We start from the raw sequence: 17300 nt of genomic DNA on the forward strand, positions 1-17300 counted from the left end.
GCCTGCTTCCGAACGGGGGTGCGACCCCCCATTGTCCACCCTCGGGAAAAGGGTGTCCGACTAGCGCTCGGTGGGGGTGCGTGGTCCGGCGACCGCAGGTGCCATCTCCACGCCCACCCGCCTCAGCTCCAGAGTGGCGAGGCGGTTGATGATGACGGGGTCCTGCGCCCTCCACGCGGCAGCGGGGTCGGAGGAGATCCGCGCGACACCCCGCAGGTGGGCGGTGGTCACGGCGCGCAGTGCGAAGAGGTCGAGGCTGGGGTTCCTCAGCAGCAGACCGCGGGCAGCGGCCGTCTCCTGCACCCGTCGGATGCGCCACGGGATGTACCAGAGCGCGGCGACCACCGTCGGCACCAGGAACACCAGAGGCACCAGCCACTGCGAGCTGAACCCCAGTGATGCCACCTGGGTGGTGATCTGGTCCGCCAGATTCTGCAGGGATGCCGCGATCCCCGGGAACGGTGCCGCGAGCTGCTCGCCCACAAGTGGCACCTCGCCGAGAGACCGTGATGCCTCGTTGATGCGGTCGGCTGCCGTGCCGGTGGCGTTCCCGAGACGTTCGAGGGATTGGCTCAGCGAGCCTGCTGCCTCCCGGAGCGAGCGTGCTGCGAGGAACCAGAGAATGATCCAGACCACGAGGAGGACGTCACCGGCCACGTTGGCCGCCCGACGGGTGGTGCGAATGCGAGTGGTGCGCATGGAATCTCCTGCCGAGTGAAGTGCTGGCCCCAGTATGGGCACTCGGGGTTCCTCAGGCCAGAGATGGCTCAAAGGGGCAGCTGGGATCGGAGGAGAAGGCGTCACCGGTCATGGCGTGGGTCCGGGCCCGGGAGCCGCCGCAGATGGCGTTGTACTGGCATGTCCCGCACTTGCCGGTGAACTCCGCGGTGCGGCGCAGCCGCTGCATGGTCGGCGACGTCCGATAGATCTCACTGAACGGTGACTCGTGCACTGATCCGCACGGCAGGGGCAGGAAGCCACTGGGGAACACCTCGCCGATGTGGTCGATGAATGCGAACCCGCGCCCGGCGTCGACCCCGATGGGTGGCCTGGGGACGCGGCGGTCTGTGCACTCCCCGAGCCGGGCCAGGGTGTCAGCGGTGAGTTGCGCATGAAGTTCCCCCGTGGTGGGCATGGGGGTGCGATCCACGCGGGCCGCCTCACGCTGCAGGGCCAGCCGACGGTAGGCGGGTGCTTCGGTGACCTTGACGGCGACGCGGTCGGAGACGTCGTGCAGCCAGTTGAGAACGTCCTCCATGGCGTCGGGGTCCAGCGGCTGCATGTCGGTTCCGCGACCCATCGGCACCAGGAACAGCAGGTACCACATGTGCGCGCCCATGCCCATGACCGTCTCCAGCAGCGCTGGCATCTCGTGGACGTTGCCTGCGGTGATGGTGGTGTTCACATGGAACCGGAACCCGTGCTTGCGAACCAGCGTGGCTGCCTCCAGCGTGGCGTCGAAGGTGCCGGGGAACCCGCGGAAGGCATCGTGGGTGGCGGCGGTGGCTCCGTCGAGGGAGAGGGAGAACGCCTTCACGCCCGCCTCACGCACCTCTGCGAGTTTCGCGTCGGTCAACAGGGGCGTCACCGACGGCGACAGCGACATGGCCAGGCCACGGGAGGTGCCGTGGGCGATGAGCTCAGCGAGGTCGGGCCGCTCGAACGCGTCGCCCCCCGACAGGATCACCATGGGGCGGGGCATGCCGGAGGCGGCGATGTCGTCGAGGAGATCCTTGCCCTGTGCCGTGGTCAGCTGACGCGGGTGCGGCAGGGGCTGCGCGTCGGCGCGACAGTGCCTGCAGGCAAGCTGACAGGCCCGCGTCACCTCCCACACCACCACGTGGGGCCGGTCGTTGACGTCGTGGTGCAGTTGACGGACGACGGGGTGGCTGCGAGCCGTGGTGCTCATGTGCGTTCCTTTGGGAGGGGACTGCCTGCCAAGCTATCGACCGTCCTCCACACTCCTCACTGCGGGGTGTCCCAGGGGCTACCCGGCCGGCCACGCGTCGGCCCCGGACGGGCGTGGGGTTCAGCGGATACCGGTGCGGGCGAATCCCTGGACGAAGTGGCGCTGGAAGATGAGGAACAGCACCACCATGGGCGCGACGTTGATGAGGGCAAAGGCCATGGTGGCGCCGTAGTCGGAACCGAACTGGCCCTGCAGGTACAGCAGGCCGATGGGGAGGGTGAAGAGGTCGTTCTGTTTCAGGGCGATCAGTGGCCACGCGAAGTCGTTCCACGACGACAGCAGGCTCATGAAGAAGAGCACGGCGATGAGCGGCTTGGACAGGGGCAGCACGATGCGGACGAACACCCCGATGTGGCCGGCGCCGTCCATGCGGGCGGCCTCGATGAGTTCACGGGGGATGGCCAGCATGAACTGGCGTGCCAGGAAGATACCGAACGCCGACGCCGCCGTCGGCAGGATGACGGCCCAGTACGTGCCGTAGAGGCCCATGGAGGTGACCAGGCGGAACAGTGACACCATGATGACCTGTACCGGGATCATGAGGGTGGACAGCGCCAGCAGGAACAGGGGCGTGGCTCCGCGGAACCGGAGGTGCGCGAAGGCGTAGCCGGCCAGCAGGTTGAACACGACGACGATGATGGCCGTCACCAACGAGATGGCGAGCGAGTTGCTGAACCAGGTGGCGACGGGGAAGGAATCCAGGACCCGCTGGAAGTTGGCGAGCGTCAGCTCCCTCGGCCACAGCCTCAGCGCTCCGCCCAGCAGTTCGGCGCGGGTGGAGAGGGCCACCACCACCATCCAGTACAGGGGGAAGACCAGTACCGCGGACACGATGACGGCCAGGGCGATCCGCAGGGCCATCCCGCGCCGGGACCGGTTGCGGACCCGTGTGCGCATGTGGGTGCTCATCCCGCGAGGTCCCGCGACTTGTTGGTGCGCCACTGGAGGGCCGTGAAGCTCAACATGATGAGCAGCAGCACCATGCCGATCGCTGCGGCGTAGCCCTGGTCCCGGGTCACGAACCCGGTGTCGTAGGCGTAGGTCACGAGCACGGAGGTGGCGTTGCGCGGGCCGCCGCCGGTCAACACGAAGATGATGTCAAAGACCTGGAAGGAGTAGATGACGTTCATGATGAGCAGGAAGAACGTGGAGGGTCCCACCAGGGGAATCGTCATGTAGCGGAAGCGCTGCCAACCCGTGGCGCCGTCGAGCCGGGCGGCTTCGTGGACGTCCTCGCCGATGCCCTGCAGGCCGGCGAGGTAGATCAGCATGTTGAAGCCGACGCGCCACCACAGGGTCACCAGCACCACGGACACGAATGCGGCGGCCCCGCCGGACTGCCACGCCACATCAGGCAGCCCCAGGAAGCGGAACAGCTTGTCCAGGATGCCGCTGTTCTCGTCGAAGATCAGGGTGGCCATCAGCGCTGTCGCGATACCGGAGACCGCCATGGGCACGATCAGGATGGAGCGAAACACCCCCCGCGCCGGCAGCACGGAGTTCAGCAGCACGGCTGCACCCAACCCGAGAGCCATGGACAGTGGCGTGACGATGGCGGTGAACAGCACGGTGTTCAGCGTTGAGCGCCAGAACAAGGGGTCGTGGAGGAGGGTGTCGTAGTTGGCGAGGCCCGCGAAGGTGCCGGCTCCGAACCCGTTGGTGCGCTGGAGACTGATGATGAGCGCTCCCACCATGGGGACCAGGACGAACACCCCCAGCAGAATGAAAGTCGGCGACAGGAATGCGTAGGCGGCCAGCGTCTCCCCGCGGGGCCCCCGCACACGGACCGCGGCGGTGCTCATGCGGACGTTGCCTTCGCGATCCCCTCCGAGAGGCCTTTGATGGTGTCCTCGACGCTCTGACCACCGACGAAGGCCTGCTCCAGCTGGTCCTTGAGCACGGTGATGATGGCGGCCATGTTGGGGGAGGCCACCTGGCCGGAGTCGGACGCCTGGACGATGCTGGCCTGGCCGATGAACACCTCGGACAGCTCCGGGCGCTCGGTGAAGGTGATGCCCGACTCCACGAGGTCATTGCGGGTGGGTAGCAACGAGGCGGCCTCGCAGAACCCCCGCATGGACTCCTCCTCCGTCACGAACTCCAGGAACGACGCGGCGAGCTCGGGGACCTTTGTCCCGGCGGTCGCCACCAGGGCGTTGCCGCCGAAGTCGCTGCCGCCGCGCACCTTGCGGGGGGCAAAAGTGGCGCCCCAGTTGAACTTCAGCGTCTGGGCCGCGTCCGGGATGAGGAATGCGCCGGCCCAGGTCATGGCGACCGTCTCGGAGTACCAGATGTCGCTCGCGTACGTGGTGGACTTCACCGAGTCGTTCTGCGGCACGAGGTTGCGTCTGAAGAAGCTCGACGTGAACTCCACGGCGGCGCGCCCGGCCTCCGAATCGATGGCCGGCGTGACGAGGTCCTCCTCCAGGAAACGGCCGTCGGCCTGGAAGAGCCAACTCAGCCAGCGTGTGACCCCGTTGCCCTGCCAGTTGTAGGCCATGGGGTATTTGCTGTCCGGCAGGGACTTCCGCAGCTGCAGCGCCACCTGTTCCAGCTCGTCCCAGGTCCATGCCTCCTCGAGCGTGGTCGGGACCGACGTGATCCCGGCGGCGTCGAACATGTCCTTGTTGTAGAGGATGGCCGAGGTGTCGGTGTGGTGGGGCACGCCGAACGGCGAGTCCTTGTTCTGGACGGCAGCCCACGCCTGGGGGGTGAAGCGGTCCGCGAAGCCTTCGCTGAGCAGGGGCTTCAGGTCGAGGAGCTGACCCTGCCCGGCGTAGCTGCCGAACGTGTAGTAGGGCACGCGGAAGATGTCGGGTGCCGTGTTCGACTGCAGCTGGGCGTCAATGTTGGTGAACATCTGCTCGTAGGGCACGGCGTTGAGTTCCACGCTGGTCCCCTCGTTCGCGGATTCGAAGCGTTCGATGACCTTGCGAAGGCCCGCGAGTTCGTTGTCGGTGCCCCACGTCGTGAACGTCAGGGTTTGGGCCTCGGTGTCCTGGGGGGCCGGGGTCTTCTTGGTGAAGCCGCAGCCAGCCAATCCGGCGGGTGCTGCGGCAACTCCTGCGAGGGTGAGGAAGGTGCGTCGGGTGGGAGACATGTGGGACCTGACCTAGGAGGATTCACGATCAACATGGATGGGGAGCACCCTGCGCTGTGCTCGACGATCGAAAAGTAACACGGGCACGGGAGCACCCGGACCCCATGTTGTTCGATCATCGAAGATCTTTGAGGCGTGACGGGCCTCACTGTCGCCGGCGGGGCACGCGGCGCTGACCGGGTGGATGCAGGACGGGGCCCGGCGGTGTGCCGGGCCCCGTCTGGTGGGTGAGGGTGGGTGGGTGCGTCTACCTGAAGCGGACGATGTTGTTGAACACCCACCCCTTCGTTGTGCTGTAGGCCCAGGTGCCGTCGGCCTTCTTGGTGGCCGAGGTGACGGGCGCCCAGATGAAGCTGCGGCACCCGTTCCTGCCGGTGGCGGGGGTGTTGCACTCGGTGCGCCAGGCCCGGCCGTCGGAGGTGAAGGTGCCGGGGTTCGCGAGCGGGTTGTTGCCCCAGGCAGCCCTCGTCATCTCGGGGAGGTAGGTCAGGTTGTTGAAGTGCCAGCCCGTTTCCTGGATGTGAACACCGTTCACGAGGCTGACCTGGGTGGACCAGATCTCGGTGCGGCAGCGGGTGGTCTGGGAGTAGGGCTCACAGGTGGTGTACCAGTCGCGGCCGTTGACCTTGTGGAAGCCCGGCGTCGTGTAGAGAGTGGTCCCGTCGACCGGCTTCACCGTGGGGGTGGCGCTGGGCTTCGTGGAGGCCGTCGCGCTCGGGGTGACGGTCACGGTGTTTGTCGCTGTCGCGGTGGCCGTTGTTGTGGCCGTCACGGTGGCTGTCGCTGTCGCTGTCGCTGTCGCTGTGGCGGTCACGGTGGCGGTCGTGGTCGCTGTTGCCGTCGCGGTGGCCGTGGGTGTGACCTCGGGTGCCGTCAGGGTGGACACGAGGAACTCCGTCACGGACACCTCACCGGCCTGCAGCAGGATGCGCGCACCCGTGAAGCTGACCCCCTCGGGGACGTTCACGGCTCCAAGCGAGGAGTCGGCGACGGTGTCGCCAATCTTCACCCAGCCGTCGGCCGTCTTCACCTCGACGGCGCCGGCGGCGGTGCCCATGAGGAGTACCGACCCACCCGTCTGGGGCGCGTCCAGTAGGCGGGTGATGTGGTTGCCCGCCTCGGCTGTACCCCTCAGTGCCGTCTCGACGTCCACGTCGAAGGCGCCGCTGGGGGCGGAGCCGGCGTCCACGGCGATGTTGGTGTCGAACCCGGTCACGGGTCCCGTCACCACGAACTCGCGGATCTTGACCCACTGGCCGCCCGGGTTGGGGGCGGTGGCGCGTACGCGGACGTAGCGCGCCTGGACCGGGGCGGCGAAGTCGGCGCGGATGACGACGGTGTCGTCGTACATGCCTGCGGAGATCCATGCGGTCCCGTCGAGGGAGTACTGCAGCTCGGCACGGTAGAACATGTCACCGGCGGCGTCGTCCCTGTCGGCCTGGTGGACGGCGATGCTGCCCACAGCCTGGGTGGCACCGAGGTCCACCTGGACCCACGAGTCGGTGGTGGGGGCTGCGTTGGACCACCACAGGGTGGACACGTTGGCGTCAGTCATGTTGGTGACGGCGTTGTTCTGGTACTGCCCGAGGTCGGCGGAACGGGACGCCGTGGCGGGCAGTGCTGCGCCTGCGCCGACGGGTTCGGCGCCGAGCGACGCCTCGAAGGCGGTGTAGGCGCGGGACAGGAACACGTCGAACTGGCCGTCGCCCACGCGGGGCACAAGCTGGTTGGGTGTCACGGTGTCGCCCCGCAGCATGGAGACCCGCATGGTGGTGCGGGCGGATGCGCGCAGCGACACGGACTCCAGGATGGCGCTGGCGGCGGCGGGCATGTCCTCGGCCTTCATGGCCACGACGGCGTCCACCGCTGTGGCGGCAGCGCCAGCCCACTCGGAGGCGGCATCGATCCACGGCTTGGAGTCGGCGTAGAACCCGGTGGTGGCCATGCCCTGCAACGTGGTGGGCAGCGCCTGGATGGTGGCCAGGCGGTCACGCAGGGGCTTCATGCCGGCGGTGTCGCCGGCGTCGACGGCGGCCCAGAAGGCGACGATGTCGGCGCTCAGCGCGGGGGCCTGCGGTGAGGTGGGCCGGTAGGGGCGCCAGTCCTGGTTCAGGTCCACGAACACCGCGAGTGCTTCGCGGACCGTGGCGTCGTCACCGGCCAGTTCGTCGATGATGGCTGCCTGCGTGGCGGCCGCATCGTAGCCGGGGCCGCTCCACGTGTAGTCGCCGTACCCGGCCAGCGCGATCATGGAGGCGTAGGACTGCACCATGGGGTTCGAGGTGAACCCGTCGAGGACCTGGTGCAGGGTGGGGGCGCGGCCCGTGAACGGGTTCAGGAAGAGCCTGTCGGGCTGGCCGTCGTTGACCGGGAAGTTGTCCCAGATGTAGAGGTGGTCGGTGACGTAGGTGGTCTTGGCCCGTTCGGCGGAGGCCATGGTGATCTGGTCGGAGAAGACGCCCTCACCGGTCCACTGGATGATGACCGACTTGTCCACCTGCTGGCCGAACTGTTCCTTGTAGGGGTCGGGTGCGGAGCCGGCGTAGTTGGTGGGGACCGTCTGCAGCGGCTTGAGTCCGTGCACCTTCACGTACTGGTTGACCACCTTGTTGAGGTAGAAGGCCTGACCGTCGGCCAGCTTCCGGAAGCCGGAGGAGGTGAACTGGGCAAGGTCCTCGGCGCACTTCAGGTACGGGTCGATGTCGTCCAGCGCGATGTAGAACGTGGTGACGCCGATGCCGCGCAGTTGCTCGAACTTGGCGACGGTGGCGTCGAAGTCGGCCTGCTTGGAGTAGCAGATGTCGTTGCCGGGGGAGAGCGCGAACACGAACTCGACGTGGTTGGCCCTGGCCTCGTCCACGAGTTCTTTCAGCTGCGCGAGTTCCTCAGCGGGGTACAGCTGCCGCCACTGGGTGCGCAGGTACGCGTCGTCCTTGGGCGTGTAGATGTAGGTGTTCATTTTGTGGAGCCCGTAGAAGTCGAGCTGGTCCAGACGCGCCTGGTGCGACCAGGGGATTCCGTAGAAACCCTCGATGGCGCCACGGATGGGCATGAGGGGCCAGTCGCGGATGGTGGCGGCGGCCATGACGCCGTCGCCGTTCAGGAGCTGACGCACCGTCTGGACGGCGTAGAACAGTCCGGGAGCGTCGTGGCCCTCCACCAGGACCACGTCACGGCCGCCGTTCGTCCCGTTGGCCACGACGTAGCCGTCGGCCTTCAGGGTGGAGGCGTTCTCCACGCCAAGGGTGGTGGCGACGGCCTGCGTGGCGGTGTCGCTGGTGCCGAACTGGATGACTGTCCCGGTGGCCGGGGCGGTGGTGGCCCAGGTGGCGGTGGCACCCGCGTCGGTCAGGACCTCGGCGAGGGCACGCTTCGACGGCTCGTCCACGTCACCCTTCGCAACGACGGTGACGGCGCCGGACAGGTCGACCGCCGTCCCGGTGTCGACGACTTCCTGGGGTGTGGGCAGAACTCTGGCCGGTTCGACGGCCTGGGCGGCAAGCGGTCCGGTGACCAACCCGGCCACCATCATCGCCGCACTCACAGCCAGGCAAAGGGATCTCTTCATGGGGGCTCCTTGGGGGGAAAGGTGCCTGCATCCTCCCCCGCGGGGGTGACCATCGTGGGCGGGGGCGTCGAAGTGTGCAGAATGTGTCACCGGTTTGTCGACGGGTGCGACAGCACAACCGGACCCGCCGCGCCGGGTCACACCGACGTGGACGTCGTCCACATCCGCCGACACTGGTGTGCAACTGCCGATGGCGGGCGCTTGCTGGAGGTGGTCAGGCACAAGGCGTCATGGAGTTGCGCACGGTGAAAAGGGGCTCGGCCCGGCCACCCTGGAGGATGGCCGGGCCGAGCAGTGCGGGGCGGGGCGGATCAGCGTGCGAAACGCACGATGTTGTTGAACACCCACCCCTGCGAGTGGAAGTGGGTCCACGTCCCGTTGCTGTTCTGTCGTGAGGCGACGAACGTGGTCCATGCCCAGGACCGGCAACCGTTGGAACCGGTGGCGACGGTGTCGCACTCCGTCTTCCACCTGCGACCATCAGCGGCCGTCCACGACGTGGCGTGGCCGAGAGGGTTGGCGCTCCACTGCGCGCGGGTCATGAGCGGCAGGTAGGTGAGGTTGTTGAACACCCAACCGTTGCTCGTGACGAACACCCCGTTGACGGACGTGACCTGGGTGGCCCAGATCTCGGTGCGGCAGCGGACCGTCCGCGAGTACGGTTCGCAGGCCGTGTACCACTTGCGCCCGTTGACCACATGGAACCCGGGCGTGGAGTACACGTCACCCACAGGTGTCGGCCGAACCGACGGTGGTGCCGTGACTGTCACCGTCGGCACCTGCGTGGGGCCCTGGGTGGGCTTCGGCGAGGGTCCCGCGGAGGGTTCGACGGACGGTTCCGGGGAGGGTTCGACGGACGGCTCCTCGGAGGGTTCCGGGGAGGGTTCTGCTGTGGGCCCGGAGTCCTTCCACTGGGCGTAGAGGGTGATGCTCAACTGGCCGACGTCGCCGCCCGCGAGTTCCGAGTAGGCAGTCGTGGCCGTGGCGGGGATTCCGCCACCGTCGGAAGCCGTGTTCCAGCCCTCGAAGGTGTGACCGGGTCTGGTCAACCCGCTCGCATCCGCGAAGAAGCCGTCGTCCGTCCACGCCGCACCGGTCCGCGGTGCGGGCACGGCGCCCTCGCCGCCGTTGAGGTCGTAGGCCACCGAGTACGTCGCCGGAGCGTCGTGTCGAACGGCCGCCGCCCACGACAACAGAGGGGACTGGCCGTTGGTCGCCTTCAGGATGAACGTCACACGACCGTCCTTCGCCAGCGTGATGTCCCCGCTGATGACCTCCGTAGGGTGTGAGGCGCCGAGGGTGATGCTCCGCAGCGGCGTGCTCTGTCCGTCGTGGACGATGGACGCAGCGGCACTACGGGCATTCCCCGGCCACCACGTGTGGCTGGCTGCGGTGATGGTGTAGTCGCCCGCCGCCAGGTCGAAGGTGTACTCCACCTGGGCGCCCACAGCGTTGGCCGTGGAGATGCCTGTGGTGGTGGTCTTGTCATAGGGGCCGGTCACGATGCCCTTGGGGGCGATGTTCTTGGTGCCCTGCGCGGTCTGCGCCCAGTGGCCCCACGTGGCATCGCCTTCCCGGACCTGGTCCGGTGCCTCGTTGACGAGACCGCCCACGAGGCCGTTGATGGCGACCCACGCGGGAGAGTTGCGGCCGAGGTCACCGGCGGCGGAGGCGTTCACGTCACCGAAGGCGACCGTGCCGCGCGGCACGACCTCGACGCGGGCCGAGGCGGCCAGCGGTCCGTGGGTGCCCGTGATCTCGACGACGGACCAGGCGTTGCCGAAGGCGGAATCGTCCACGGCGTTCCATTCGACGTCCACCGGGAGGGTGGAGCCGTCGTCCAGCGTCGCCGTCACAGTGGCCGGCAGCTCCGGAGCCTCACCCTGCCATGTGGCGAGGTGGGGGCTCTCCAGGCTGATGATCCGCGACAACTCCGGATTGGTCGCCCTCTGCAGCCTTTCCACGATCTGCTCGACGCCCTCACCGTCAAGACGGTAGGCCGCGGGGTTCGTGACGGCGCGGTCCGCCTGGGTGATGAGGCGTTGCAGCAACGCCCAGCTGTCATCGGTGAAGGCGTCGGAACGCTGTGTTGCCCTCGCGTTGGCCAACGGTGCGACGATCGGTCCGGCGGAGGCGGGTGCCAGCGCAGGGGTGCTTGCGACGCCGACAGCGTCGATGTCCAGGCTGCCGGAGGTCTGTGTGAACCGGACGGTGTGCTTGCCCCACTCCAGCCCCCTCAGCGAGTGGCTCATCTGGAACCAGTCGGTGGGTTGGGTGGAGACGTTGGCGGCCAGGAGGTCGCCGTCGACGTGGATGTCGAACGTGGCCTGTGCGTAGCCGTTGCCGGCGATGAGGTCCAGACCGGAGCCGGTGAAGGTATAGCTGACACTGGCGCCGGCGGACGTGCTCGTCGAGCGTGAGCGCTGGAACTCGTGCTGCCCAATCCGTTGCGGTGTGACCACGTACCGTCGAAGACGAGCTTGGGTGCGGGGTCCGCGGCCAGGTCGTTCATCTCCATGTTGTCGAGGTGCTCGCCGTAGTGGGGGAGGTGACCCTCGACCTGTTCCACGCGCAGGTTGTCGAACTGCGTGTAGTGGAATCCGCTGGCGAGATCCACGAAACCGGCCAGGTACGGGTTGGGGTCGGTGTAGGAGAAGACCTCGTCGCCATCGATGGATCCGGTGATGTGGGCGCCGGCGGCACGGACGGAGAGCCGGTGCCAGGCAGCCGGGTCCCAGCCGGTTGTGGCGGCTGAACCGTTGGCCACGACGGCACCCCGGCGCAGGAACTGCCAGGCGCCGTCGTCCTGCATCTTCAGGGCGTACGGGGTGGTGTCGAGGCCGCCCGAACCGCTGGTGCCGCGACCGCGCACGCCGACGTAGGTGTCAATGGTGTTGAGCCCCAGCTGGCGAGCCTTGATGAGGCGGTCCTCCCACAGATCCGGGTGGACGCGAAAGTAGTGCAACGACCCGGAGATCACCTGGAACGGGTCCCCGTCCAGCCGGAAGCCGTCGTCGGCCACTTCAAACGTCACAACCACTCCTCGTCGAGTTCCCAGCCTTCTGACAGCCTCGTATGATTACGCAACCATCGCAGGAGGACATCATGCCCCACGGGCACGCGGTTGCGCAATCATGTGCTGCGTGGCGTGTGGTGTACTAGCCCCATGTCAAAGCAATCGGTCTCCATGGCCGACGTCGCGCGCTATGCGGGCGTGTCTCCGCAGACGGTGTCACGGGTGGCCAACGAGCACCCCGGTGTCGTGGACGGCACGCGCCAGAGGGTGTTGGATGCCATGGAAGACCTCAGGTACCGGCCCAACTCGGCAGCCCGTGCCCTGAAGCGGGGATCGTTCCAGTCCCTCGGGGTCGTCCTCTCGGGCCTGACGTCCACCGGCAACTACCTCACGCTGGAGGGGATTGTCAGATCTGCCAACCAGCACGGGTATTCCATGACCGTCATGACACTTGACGAAGCCAGCGACGAGAACCTGGGCAACATCTTCCATCGGATGTCCGAGGCTGCCGTGGATGGGGCCATCCTCCTGCTGGAGATCGAGGCGGCGGATGAACTGCACCTGACCCGGCTTCCGTACGACCGGCTCGTGATCGTTGACTCCAATGCCGCCTACCGCTTCCCCGTGGTCGATTCCGACCAGGCCAGCGGAACGCGTGCCGTCATGGATCACCTTCTGGGCCTGGGGCATTCGACGGTGCACCACGTGGGTGGTCCGGAGAACTCGTTCTCCGCTGCTGCACGCGCTGACTCCTGGCGGGAGTACCTGGTGGCCCACGGACGCCCCGTGCCGGAGCCCATCATCGGGGACTGGAGTGCGGAATCCGGATACCGGGCCGGTGTCCACATCGCTGACGATGGCGTGGCGACCGCCGTGTTCGTCGCGAACGACGAAATGGCGCTGGGCCTGATGCGTGCCCTCGGGGAGCGGGGCATTCGGGTCCCGCAGGACGTCTCCGTCGTGGGTTTCGATGACATTGCCCTGGCGGCCAACTTCCCCGTCCCGCTGACAACGGTGCACCAGAACTTCGACGAGGTGGGCCGTCGGTGCGTGGAGATGCTCATCAGGAGGATCGAGGGCGACAGCGTGCCCCCGGGCGTGGACCTGGTGCCCACCAGCCTGGTGGTGCGTCAATCGACCGCACCACCGTGGCGTTGACCCCTCCACACCTTTGAACGGGGCTGCTCCGCCTCTGGCGCGGCAGCCCCCTGTCCGTTGGGGCGTCGCCTCGCCGTCAGCGCAGTGTGAACTCCAGCGCTGGTCGCCCTGTCACGGGAGTTGCGCCTCTGGAATCGCTCAGGAGCGCTGAGCGGTCATGGCGTGGGTCGCCATCACCTCTGCTGGCGCGCGTCCGGCCTGCAGCAGAGCTGCCATCTGCTCCATCCCTTCGGTGGCGTGCGTGAAGAAACCGTAGTAGCCCTCGCACAGGAAATTCTGCCCCGCCTCGCCGTCGAGGGAGGTGGCAAAGCGATCCTTGGGACAGCCACCGTGGCAGGCCCACCGGACGGGGCAGCGACGACACTGCGCCGTCAACGCCGTGCGCTTGGAGCGGCCAAACTTGCCTTGTTGGTCGCTGACGAGGACCTCGGCCAGCCGGTCGGTGTGGATGTTGCCGAGTTCGAAGCCGGGCTCCACGTAGTGGTCGCAGGAATAGATGTCGCCGTTGTGCTCCACCGCCAGCGCGGTGCCGCACTCGGGGGCGTGCACGCACAGCGAGTACTGGCCGAAGCGGGCGGCCAGCATGGTGTCGAAATGCTGCACGAACACCCGGCCGACGTCGCGGGCGCGCCACTCGTCGAACACCTCGCACAGGAACCGTCCCCACTGCTCACCGGTCACCGAGCGGGACGTCACGGCATTCCCGGCCTGCCGGTAGAGCAGCCGTGCACCGTCGGGTCCGATCCAGCCCTGCTCTGCCGTGGCGAGGTCGGCCGCGGGGACACGCTCCACGATGGGGATGAACTGCAGGAACGTGGCGCCCAATTCATCCCGGAACCACCGGTAGACCTCTGCGCCGTGCTCGGCATTGGCCGCGTTCACGGTGCACAGAACATTGGTGTCGACGGAGTGCTTGCGAAGCAACTCCCACCCGCGCACCACCCGCGTGTGGGTTCCCCGGCCCGCCTTGTTGACGCGGTAGGCGTCGTGCAGGTTCTCCGGGCCATCCACCGACAGGCCCACGAGGAAGTTCTCGGCGGCCAGGAACTCACACCAGTCGTCGTCGAGCAGCGTGCCATTGGTCTGCATCGAGTGCTGCACAACCTGCTGCGGTCGCGTGAGTTCGTTGCCGAGCCGTACCGCCTCCCTGTAGAAGGCGAGACCACGCATCGTGGGCTCTCCGCCCTGCCACACCAGCATCACGTCGCCGTCGGGCTGCGAGTCCAGTTGATTGGCGATGAGGGCGCGCAGTGTCGCCTCGGACATGCGCTGGCCGTCGGCGTCGTACAACAGTTCCTTGGACAGGAAGAAGCAGTAGGTGCAGTCGAGGTTGCAGGCCGCGCCCGTGGGTTTCGTCACCACGGAGAACGGCAGGTCGCGACGCATCGGTCCTCGCATCCACTCGTGGCCGGTTGTAGTGTCACTGTAACCACGGGCACGGGGGCCCCTGTGACGGGGTGGGGCAACGCCCACGCGAGGGAATCCCAGCCGTCACTGAGAGTGACTCCACCATGACAACCATCGACGTGATCCTGGATGTTGGGCACCGGTATCGACGACGCCATGGCGTGCTGTTCTCGGCGTCCAGCCCGGAGTTCAACATCCTCGCCGTCAGCTGTGTGGCGGGCAATGCCACACCGGTGGTGAACCACTACATGACCCGCGAATGCACGAGCCCAGGACCCCCGGGGTCAGTCGTTGCCCTCCACCGCGTCGTAGTCCTGGTGGGAGATGGCCGTCATGGGCACGTCGAAATCCGTGGTGGCGAGCATCCAGTTGGCGAACGCCTTGTCGCCCCGGTCAGCCAGGATGGTGTGCAGGCAGGTGGCAAGGCGCTTGCGGACGTCGTCGACGTCGGGGTCGCCGTGGCGATTGACCAGTTCGTTGGTGTCGTTGACCCTGTCGTAGAGCTCGTTCACCGACTCCGGGCTGACCACGAGCTTCCACTCCGGCGTGATGAGCACCCGCTGCTGCAGCGGGAAGTGGTGCCCGTGGAACTCCGTGACAATGTCTCGACGCCACGGCTCCGTCTGTGCATCCCACGCCAGGTGGAGCAGCGAACGGCCGTCGACCACCAGCGACTGATCGAGGCCTGCGAGCTCCATGATGGTGGCGGGCACGTCGAGCAGCGACACGAAGGCGTCCGACTGGCCGTGGTGGGACACCCCGGGGACGTGGGCGAGCATGGGGATGTTGAGGATGTCGTCGTAGGCGGCGGGGCCCTTGTCGTTGAGGCGGTGCGCGCCCGTGAACTCGCCGTGGTCGGCCGTGAAGAAAATGCTCGTCTCCTCCCGGACCCCCTGCTCCTCGAGGGCGTCCAGAAGGCGGCCCACCTCCAGGTCGATCATGGCGACGTAGCCGCGATAGATGGCGATGAGCTTGCGCCACTCGGCGGCGTCGAAGGAGTCAGCCGACCAGTAGGTGGAGTAGTTCTGCTGCACCGGGGGCTTGTTCAGGAATGTCTCGCCGAACGACGCCGGCAGCTCGATGTCGTCGGGATCGATGAGGTCGAAGTACTCGTCGGGGATGACGTACGGCAGGTGCGGGCCGAAGTAGTGCATGTGAAGACAGAAGGGGGTGGCGTTGCTGTGCCACTCGGCGGCGTACTCGCGCACCTTCCCGATGGCGATGTCGGTGAGGAAGCGCTCAAAGGTGGCCTCCAGAGGTTGCTGCAGCCTGCCCGCCAGCACGTGACCGGGTCGGTTGCCGGGGAGGGTTCCGCGGATCGCGTCCGTGATGCGCACGGGTGGCAGCCCATTGTCCGCGAGCCACTGCGTGTAGCGCGGATTGCCCACGGGGTTGGTGGCGCCTTCGAACGAGTCGTCGTCCATGCCGAAGACCGAGGGCGGGTTGGCCTCGCCCACGTGGTACTTCCCGACGAGCCCGACGTTGTAGCCGGCGTCCCGCAGGGCCTGGGTGTAGGTCCAGCTGCTGGGGTCCAGCTCGGTCTGGTAGCCGATGTTCCACTCGTGGTTGGCCAGTACCTTGTGCCGGAACGGGGCGGCACCCGTGAGCAGGCTCGTGCGCGCAGGGGTGCAGATGGGGGTGGGGGTCATGGCCTGGGTGAACGCGAAGCCCTCGGCCGCCAACCGGTCGATGTTGGGCGTGTGCACGCCCTTGGCGCCCGGCGCCAGCAGGGCACCAATGGTGTCGACGCGGTGTTGGTCGGTCATGATGACCAGCACGTTGCGGGGACGCTCAGTGGTGGGTGGGGTCATGGGATCCATCGCTTTCCAGGAGATTCGCCCGACCCAGGATGTGGTCGAGAGCAAGCAGTCCGGCGCCGTGGGAAGCGGCCTGTCGGCCGTGCAGGGACGTGGAGAGGCTCATGCCTTCCTGTACCTGTCCCAGCGCCGTGTCATCCAGTCCCGCCGCGACCAGGACATCCCAGTCGTCCGTGAGCCGGACCAGATCGCCGCCGAGCACCACGTGCTCGGGGTTGATGATGTTGCACATGTTGCCGACGGCGCGCCCCAGGGTCCGGGCCGTGTCCTCGGCCAGACGCCGCAGTGCCGGGTCGGTGGCCGTCCGCCGGCAGAGGTCGTCGAAGTCCTGCAGGTCGGGGCGAACATCGCGCGCCTGCGCCAGAACGCGATCGGTCCCCACGAGAGTCTCGAGGCATCCGTGGGAGCCGCAGTGGCAGGGGGGTCCGTCGTCGGTGGTGCGCATGTGCCCGAACTCGCCAGCGCTGTTGGTGGCACCGCGCAGCAGGTGGCCTCCCAGCACGATGGCAGCGCCCACGCCGCGGGAGAGATGGCAGTAGATGAGGGTCTCCTGGGCGAGGCCGCGGCCCCGGAACTCGGCCACCGCGGCCAGCCTTGTGTTGCCGGTCACTCCCACCGGCACGCCCAGACTCTCGGTGAGGCGGGAGCGCACGTCGGCGATGCGGCGGTCGCGCTCGTCGGTGCCCACGTGATGCGGGGACGACGGCATGAGCCCGGGCAGTCCCACGAGGGCGTGGCGGAGCTTGTTGGTCCCGGCACGCGGGGGAGCCGTTGCCCTGCCCACGAGTTCCATGAGTATGGCCACGGAGGCGTCCCAGTCCAGGGGGTCGTCGACGGCGGTTGTCGAGGACCAGAGGACGACGCCGGACCAGTTCAGCACCACCGCTGCAGCCTGGGAGCGCCCCAACTCGATGCCCATGACAACGCCTGCACCAGGATCCAGGCGCAGGCGGCGCTCGGGTCTGCCCGGGCCGCCGAGGGGGGTGGCGGGGCCCTCGATCACGACGCCGTCATCCATCAGTTCACGCAGGATGGCGTGCGTGGTGGTGCGGGACAAGCCCGTGGCGGTGCACAGCTGCGCACGGGACATGCCCCCGTGGGCGTCGAGGGCCCCGATGACGGCACGGGTGTTGGCCAGTCGTATGGCGCTGAGTGCTGTGGAGCTCACGGTGCGGCGTCGGCCTCCTTCGTTGCGGCCACGGTAGGTGGACGGCGAAGTATTGTCAACGCTGTGGACATAACCTGTGACCGCACACGACGACGGG

General features: G+C 67.6%; 12 protein-coding genes. 1 reads left to right on the forward strand and 11 read right to left on the reverse strand.

The window, feature by feature from the left end; genetic code table 11:
- Window positions 1–60: 60 nt before the first annotated feature.
- From EAX62_RS02840 to EAX62_RS17055, 8 genes are all read right to left on the reverse strand, one after another.
- Window positions 61–699 carry a hypothetical protein gene (locus tag EAX62_RS02840; RefSeq protein ID WP_121900134.1) on the reverse strand — a complete coding sequence of 213 codons (639 nt, stop codon included), beginning with the start codon at window positions 697–699 and terminating at the stop codon, window positions 61–63.
- Window positions 700–751: 52 nt separating this feature from the next.
- The gene (locus EAX62_RS02845; protein WP_121900135.1) at window positions 752–1909 is read right to left on the reverse strand and encodes a TIGR04053 family radical SAM/SPASM domain-containing protein; all 1158 of its coding nucleotides are present in this window, start codon (window positions 1907–1909) and stop codon (window positions 752–754) included.
- A gap of 120 nt (window positions 1910–2029) precedes the next feature.
- Window positions 2030–2866, reverse strand: coding sequence for a carbohydrate ABC transporter permease (locus EAX62_RS02850; protein WP_199711081.1), 837 nt, complete (start codon window positions 2864–2866; stop codon window positions 2030–2032).
- A gap of 8 nt (window positions 2867–2874) precedes the next feature.
- Window positions 2875–3771, reverse strand: a complete 897-nt coding sequence (locus tag EAX62_RS02855) for a carbohydrate ABC transporter permease (protein ID WP_199711082.1) — start codon at window positions 3769–3771, stop codon at window positions 2875–2877.
- Window positions 3768–5069 carry an ABC transporter substrate-binding protein gene (locus EAX62_RS02860; protein ID WP_121900136.1) on the reverse strand — a complete coding sequence of 434 codons (1302 nt, stop codon included), beginning with the start codon at window positions 5067–5069 and terminating at the stop codon, window positions 3768–3770. The genes EAX62_RS02855 and EAX62_RS02860 overlap by 4 nt, the downstream gene beginning before the upstream one ends.
- A gap of 247 nt (window positions 5070–5316) precedes the next feature.
- Window positions 5317–8637 (reverse strand): beta-N-acetylglucosaminidase domain-containing protein, encoded by a 3321-nt coding sequence (locus EAX62_RS02865; protein WP_121900137.1) that lies wholly within the window; start codon window positions 8635–8637, stop codon window positions 5317–5319.
- A gap of 311 nt (window positions 8638–8948) precedes the next feature.
- The gene (locus EAX62_RS02870) at window positions 8949–10889 is read right to left on the reverse strand and encodes an Ig-like domain-containing protein (RefSeq protein ID WP_121900138.1); all 1941 of its coding nucleotides are present in this window, start codon (window positions 10887–10889) and stop codon (window positions 8949–8951) included.
- A complete protein-coding gene (locus tag EAX62_RS17055) occupies window positions 10886–11671 on the reverse strand; it encodes a beta-galactosidase (RefSeq protein WP_121900139.1) in 786 nt (261 codons plus the stop codon). Before EAX62_RS17055 ends, EAX62_RS02870 begins: the two co-directional genes overlap by 4 nt.
- A 132-nt stretch (window positions 11672–11803) precedes the next feature.
- Here EAX62_RS17055 and EAX62_RS02880 point away from each other — a divergent pair, with 132 nt between their 5' ends.
- Window positions 11804–12811, forward strand: a complete 1008-nt coding sequence (locus EAX62_RS02880) for a LacI family DNA-binding transcriptional regulator (RefSeq protein WP_199711083.1) — start codon at window positions 11804–11806, stop codon at window positions 12809–12811.
- A gap of 138 nt (window positions 12812–12949) precedes the next feature.
- Here EAX62_RS02880 and EAX62_RS02885 read toward each other — a convergent pair whose 3' ends face one another.
- From EAX62_RS02885 to EAX62_RS02895, 3 genes are all read right to left on the reverse strand, one after another.
- Window positions 12950–14197, reverse strand: a complete 1248-nt coding sequence (locus EAX62_RS02885) for an anaerobic sulfatase maturase (RefSeq protein WP_121900140.1) — start codon at window positions 14195–14197, stop codon at window positions 12950–12952.
- Between the two features lie 305 nt (window positions 14198–14502).
- The gene (locus EAX62_RS02890) at window positions 14503–16029 is read right to left on the reverse strand and encodes a sulfatase-like hydrolase/transferase (protein WP_121900976.1); all 1527 of its coding nucleotides are present in this window, start codon (window positions 16027–16029) and stop codon (window positions 14503–14505) included.
- A complete protein-coding gene (locus tag EAX62_RS02895; protein ID WP_121900141.1) occupies window positions 16010–17203 on the reverse strand; it encodes an ROK family transcriptional regulator in 1194 nt (397 codons plus the stop codon). Before EAX62_RS02895 ends, EAX62_RS02890 begins: the two co-directional genes overlap by 20 nt.
- Window positions 17204–17300: the final 97 nt, after the last annotated feature.

This window comes from Tessaracoccus antarcticus, from assembly GCF_003688855.1.
Lineage (GTDB): Bacteria > Actinomycetota > Actinomycetes > Propionibacteriales > Propionibacteriaceae > Arachnia > Arachnia antarctica.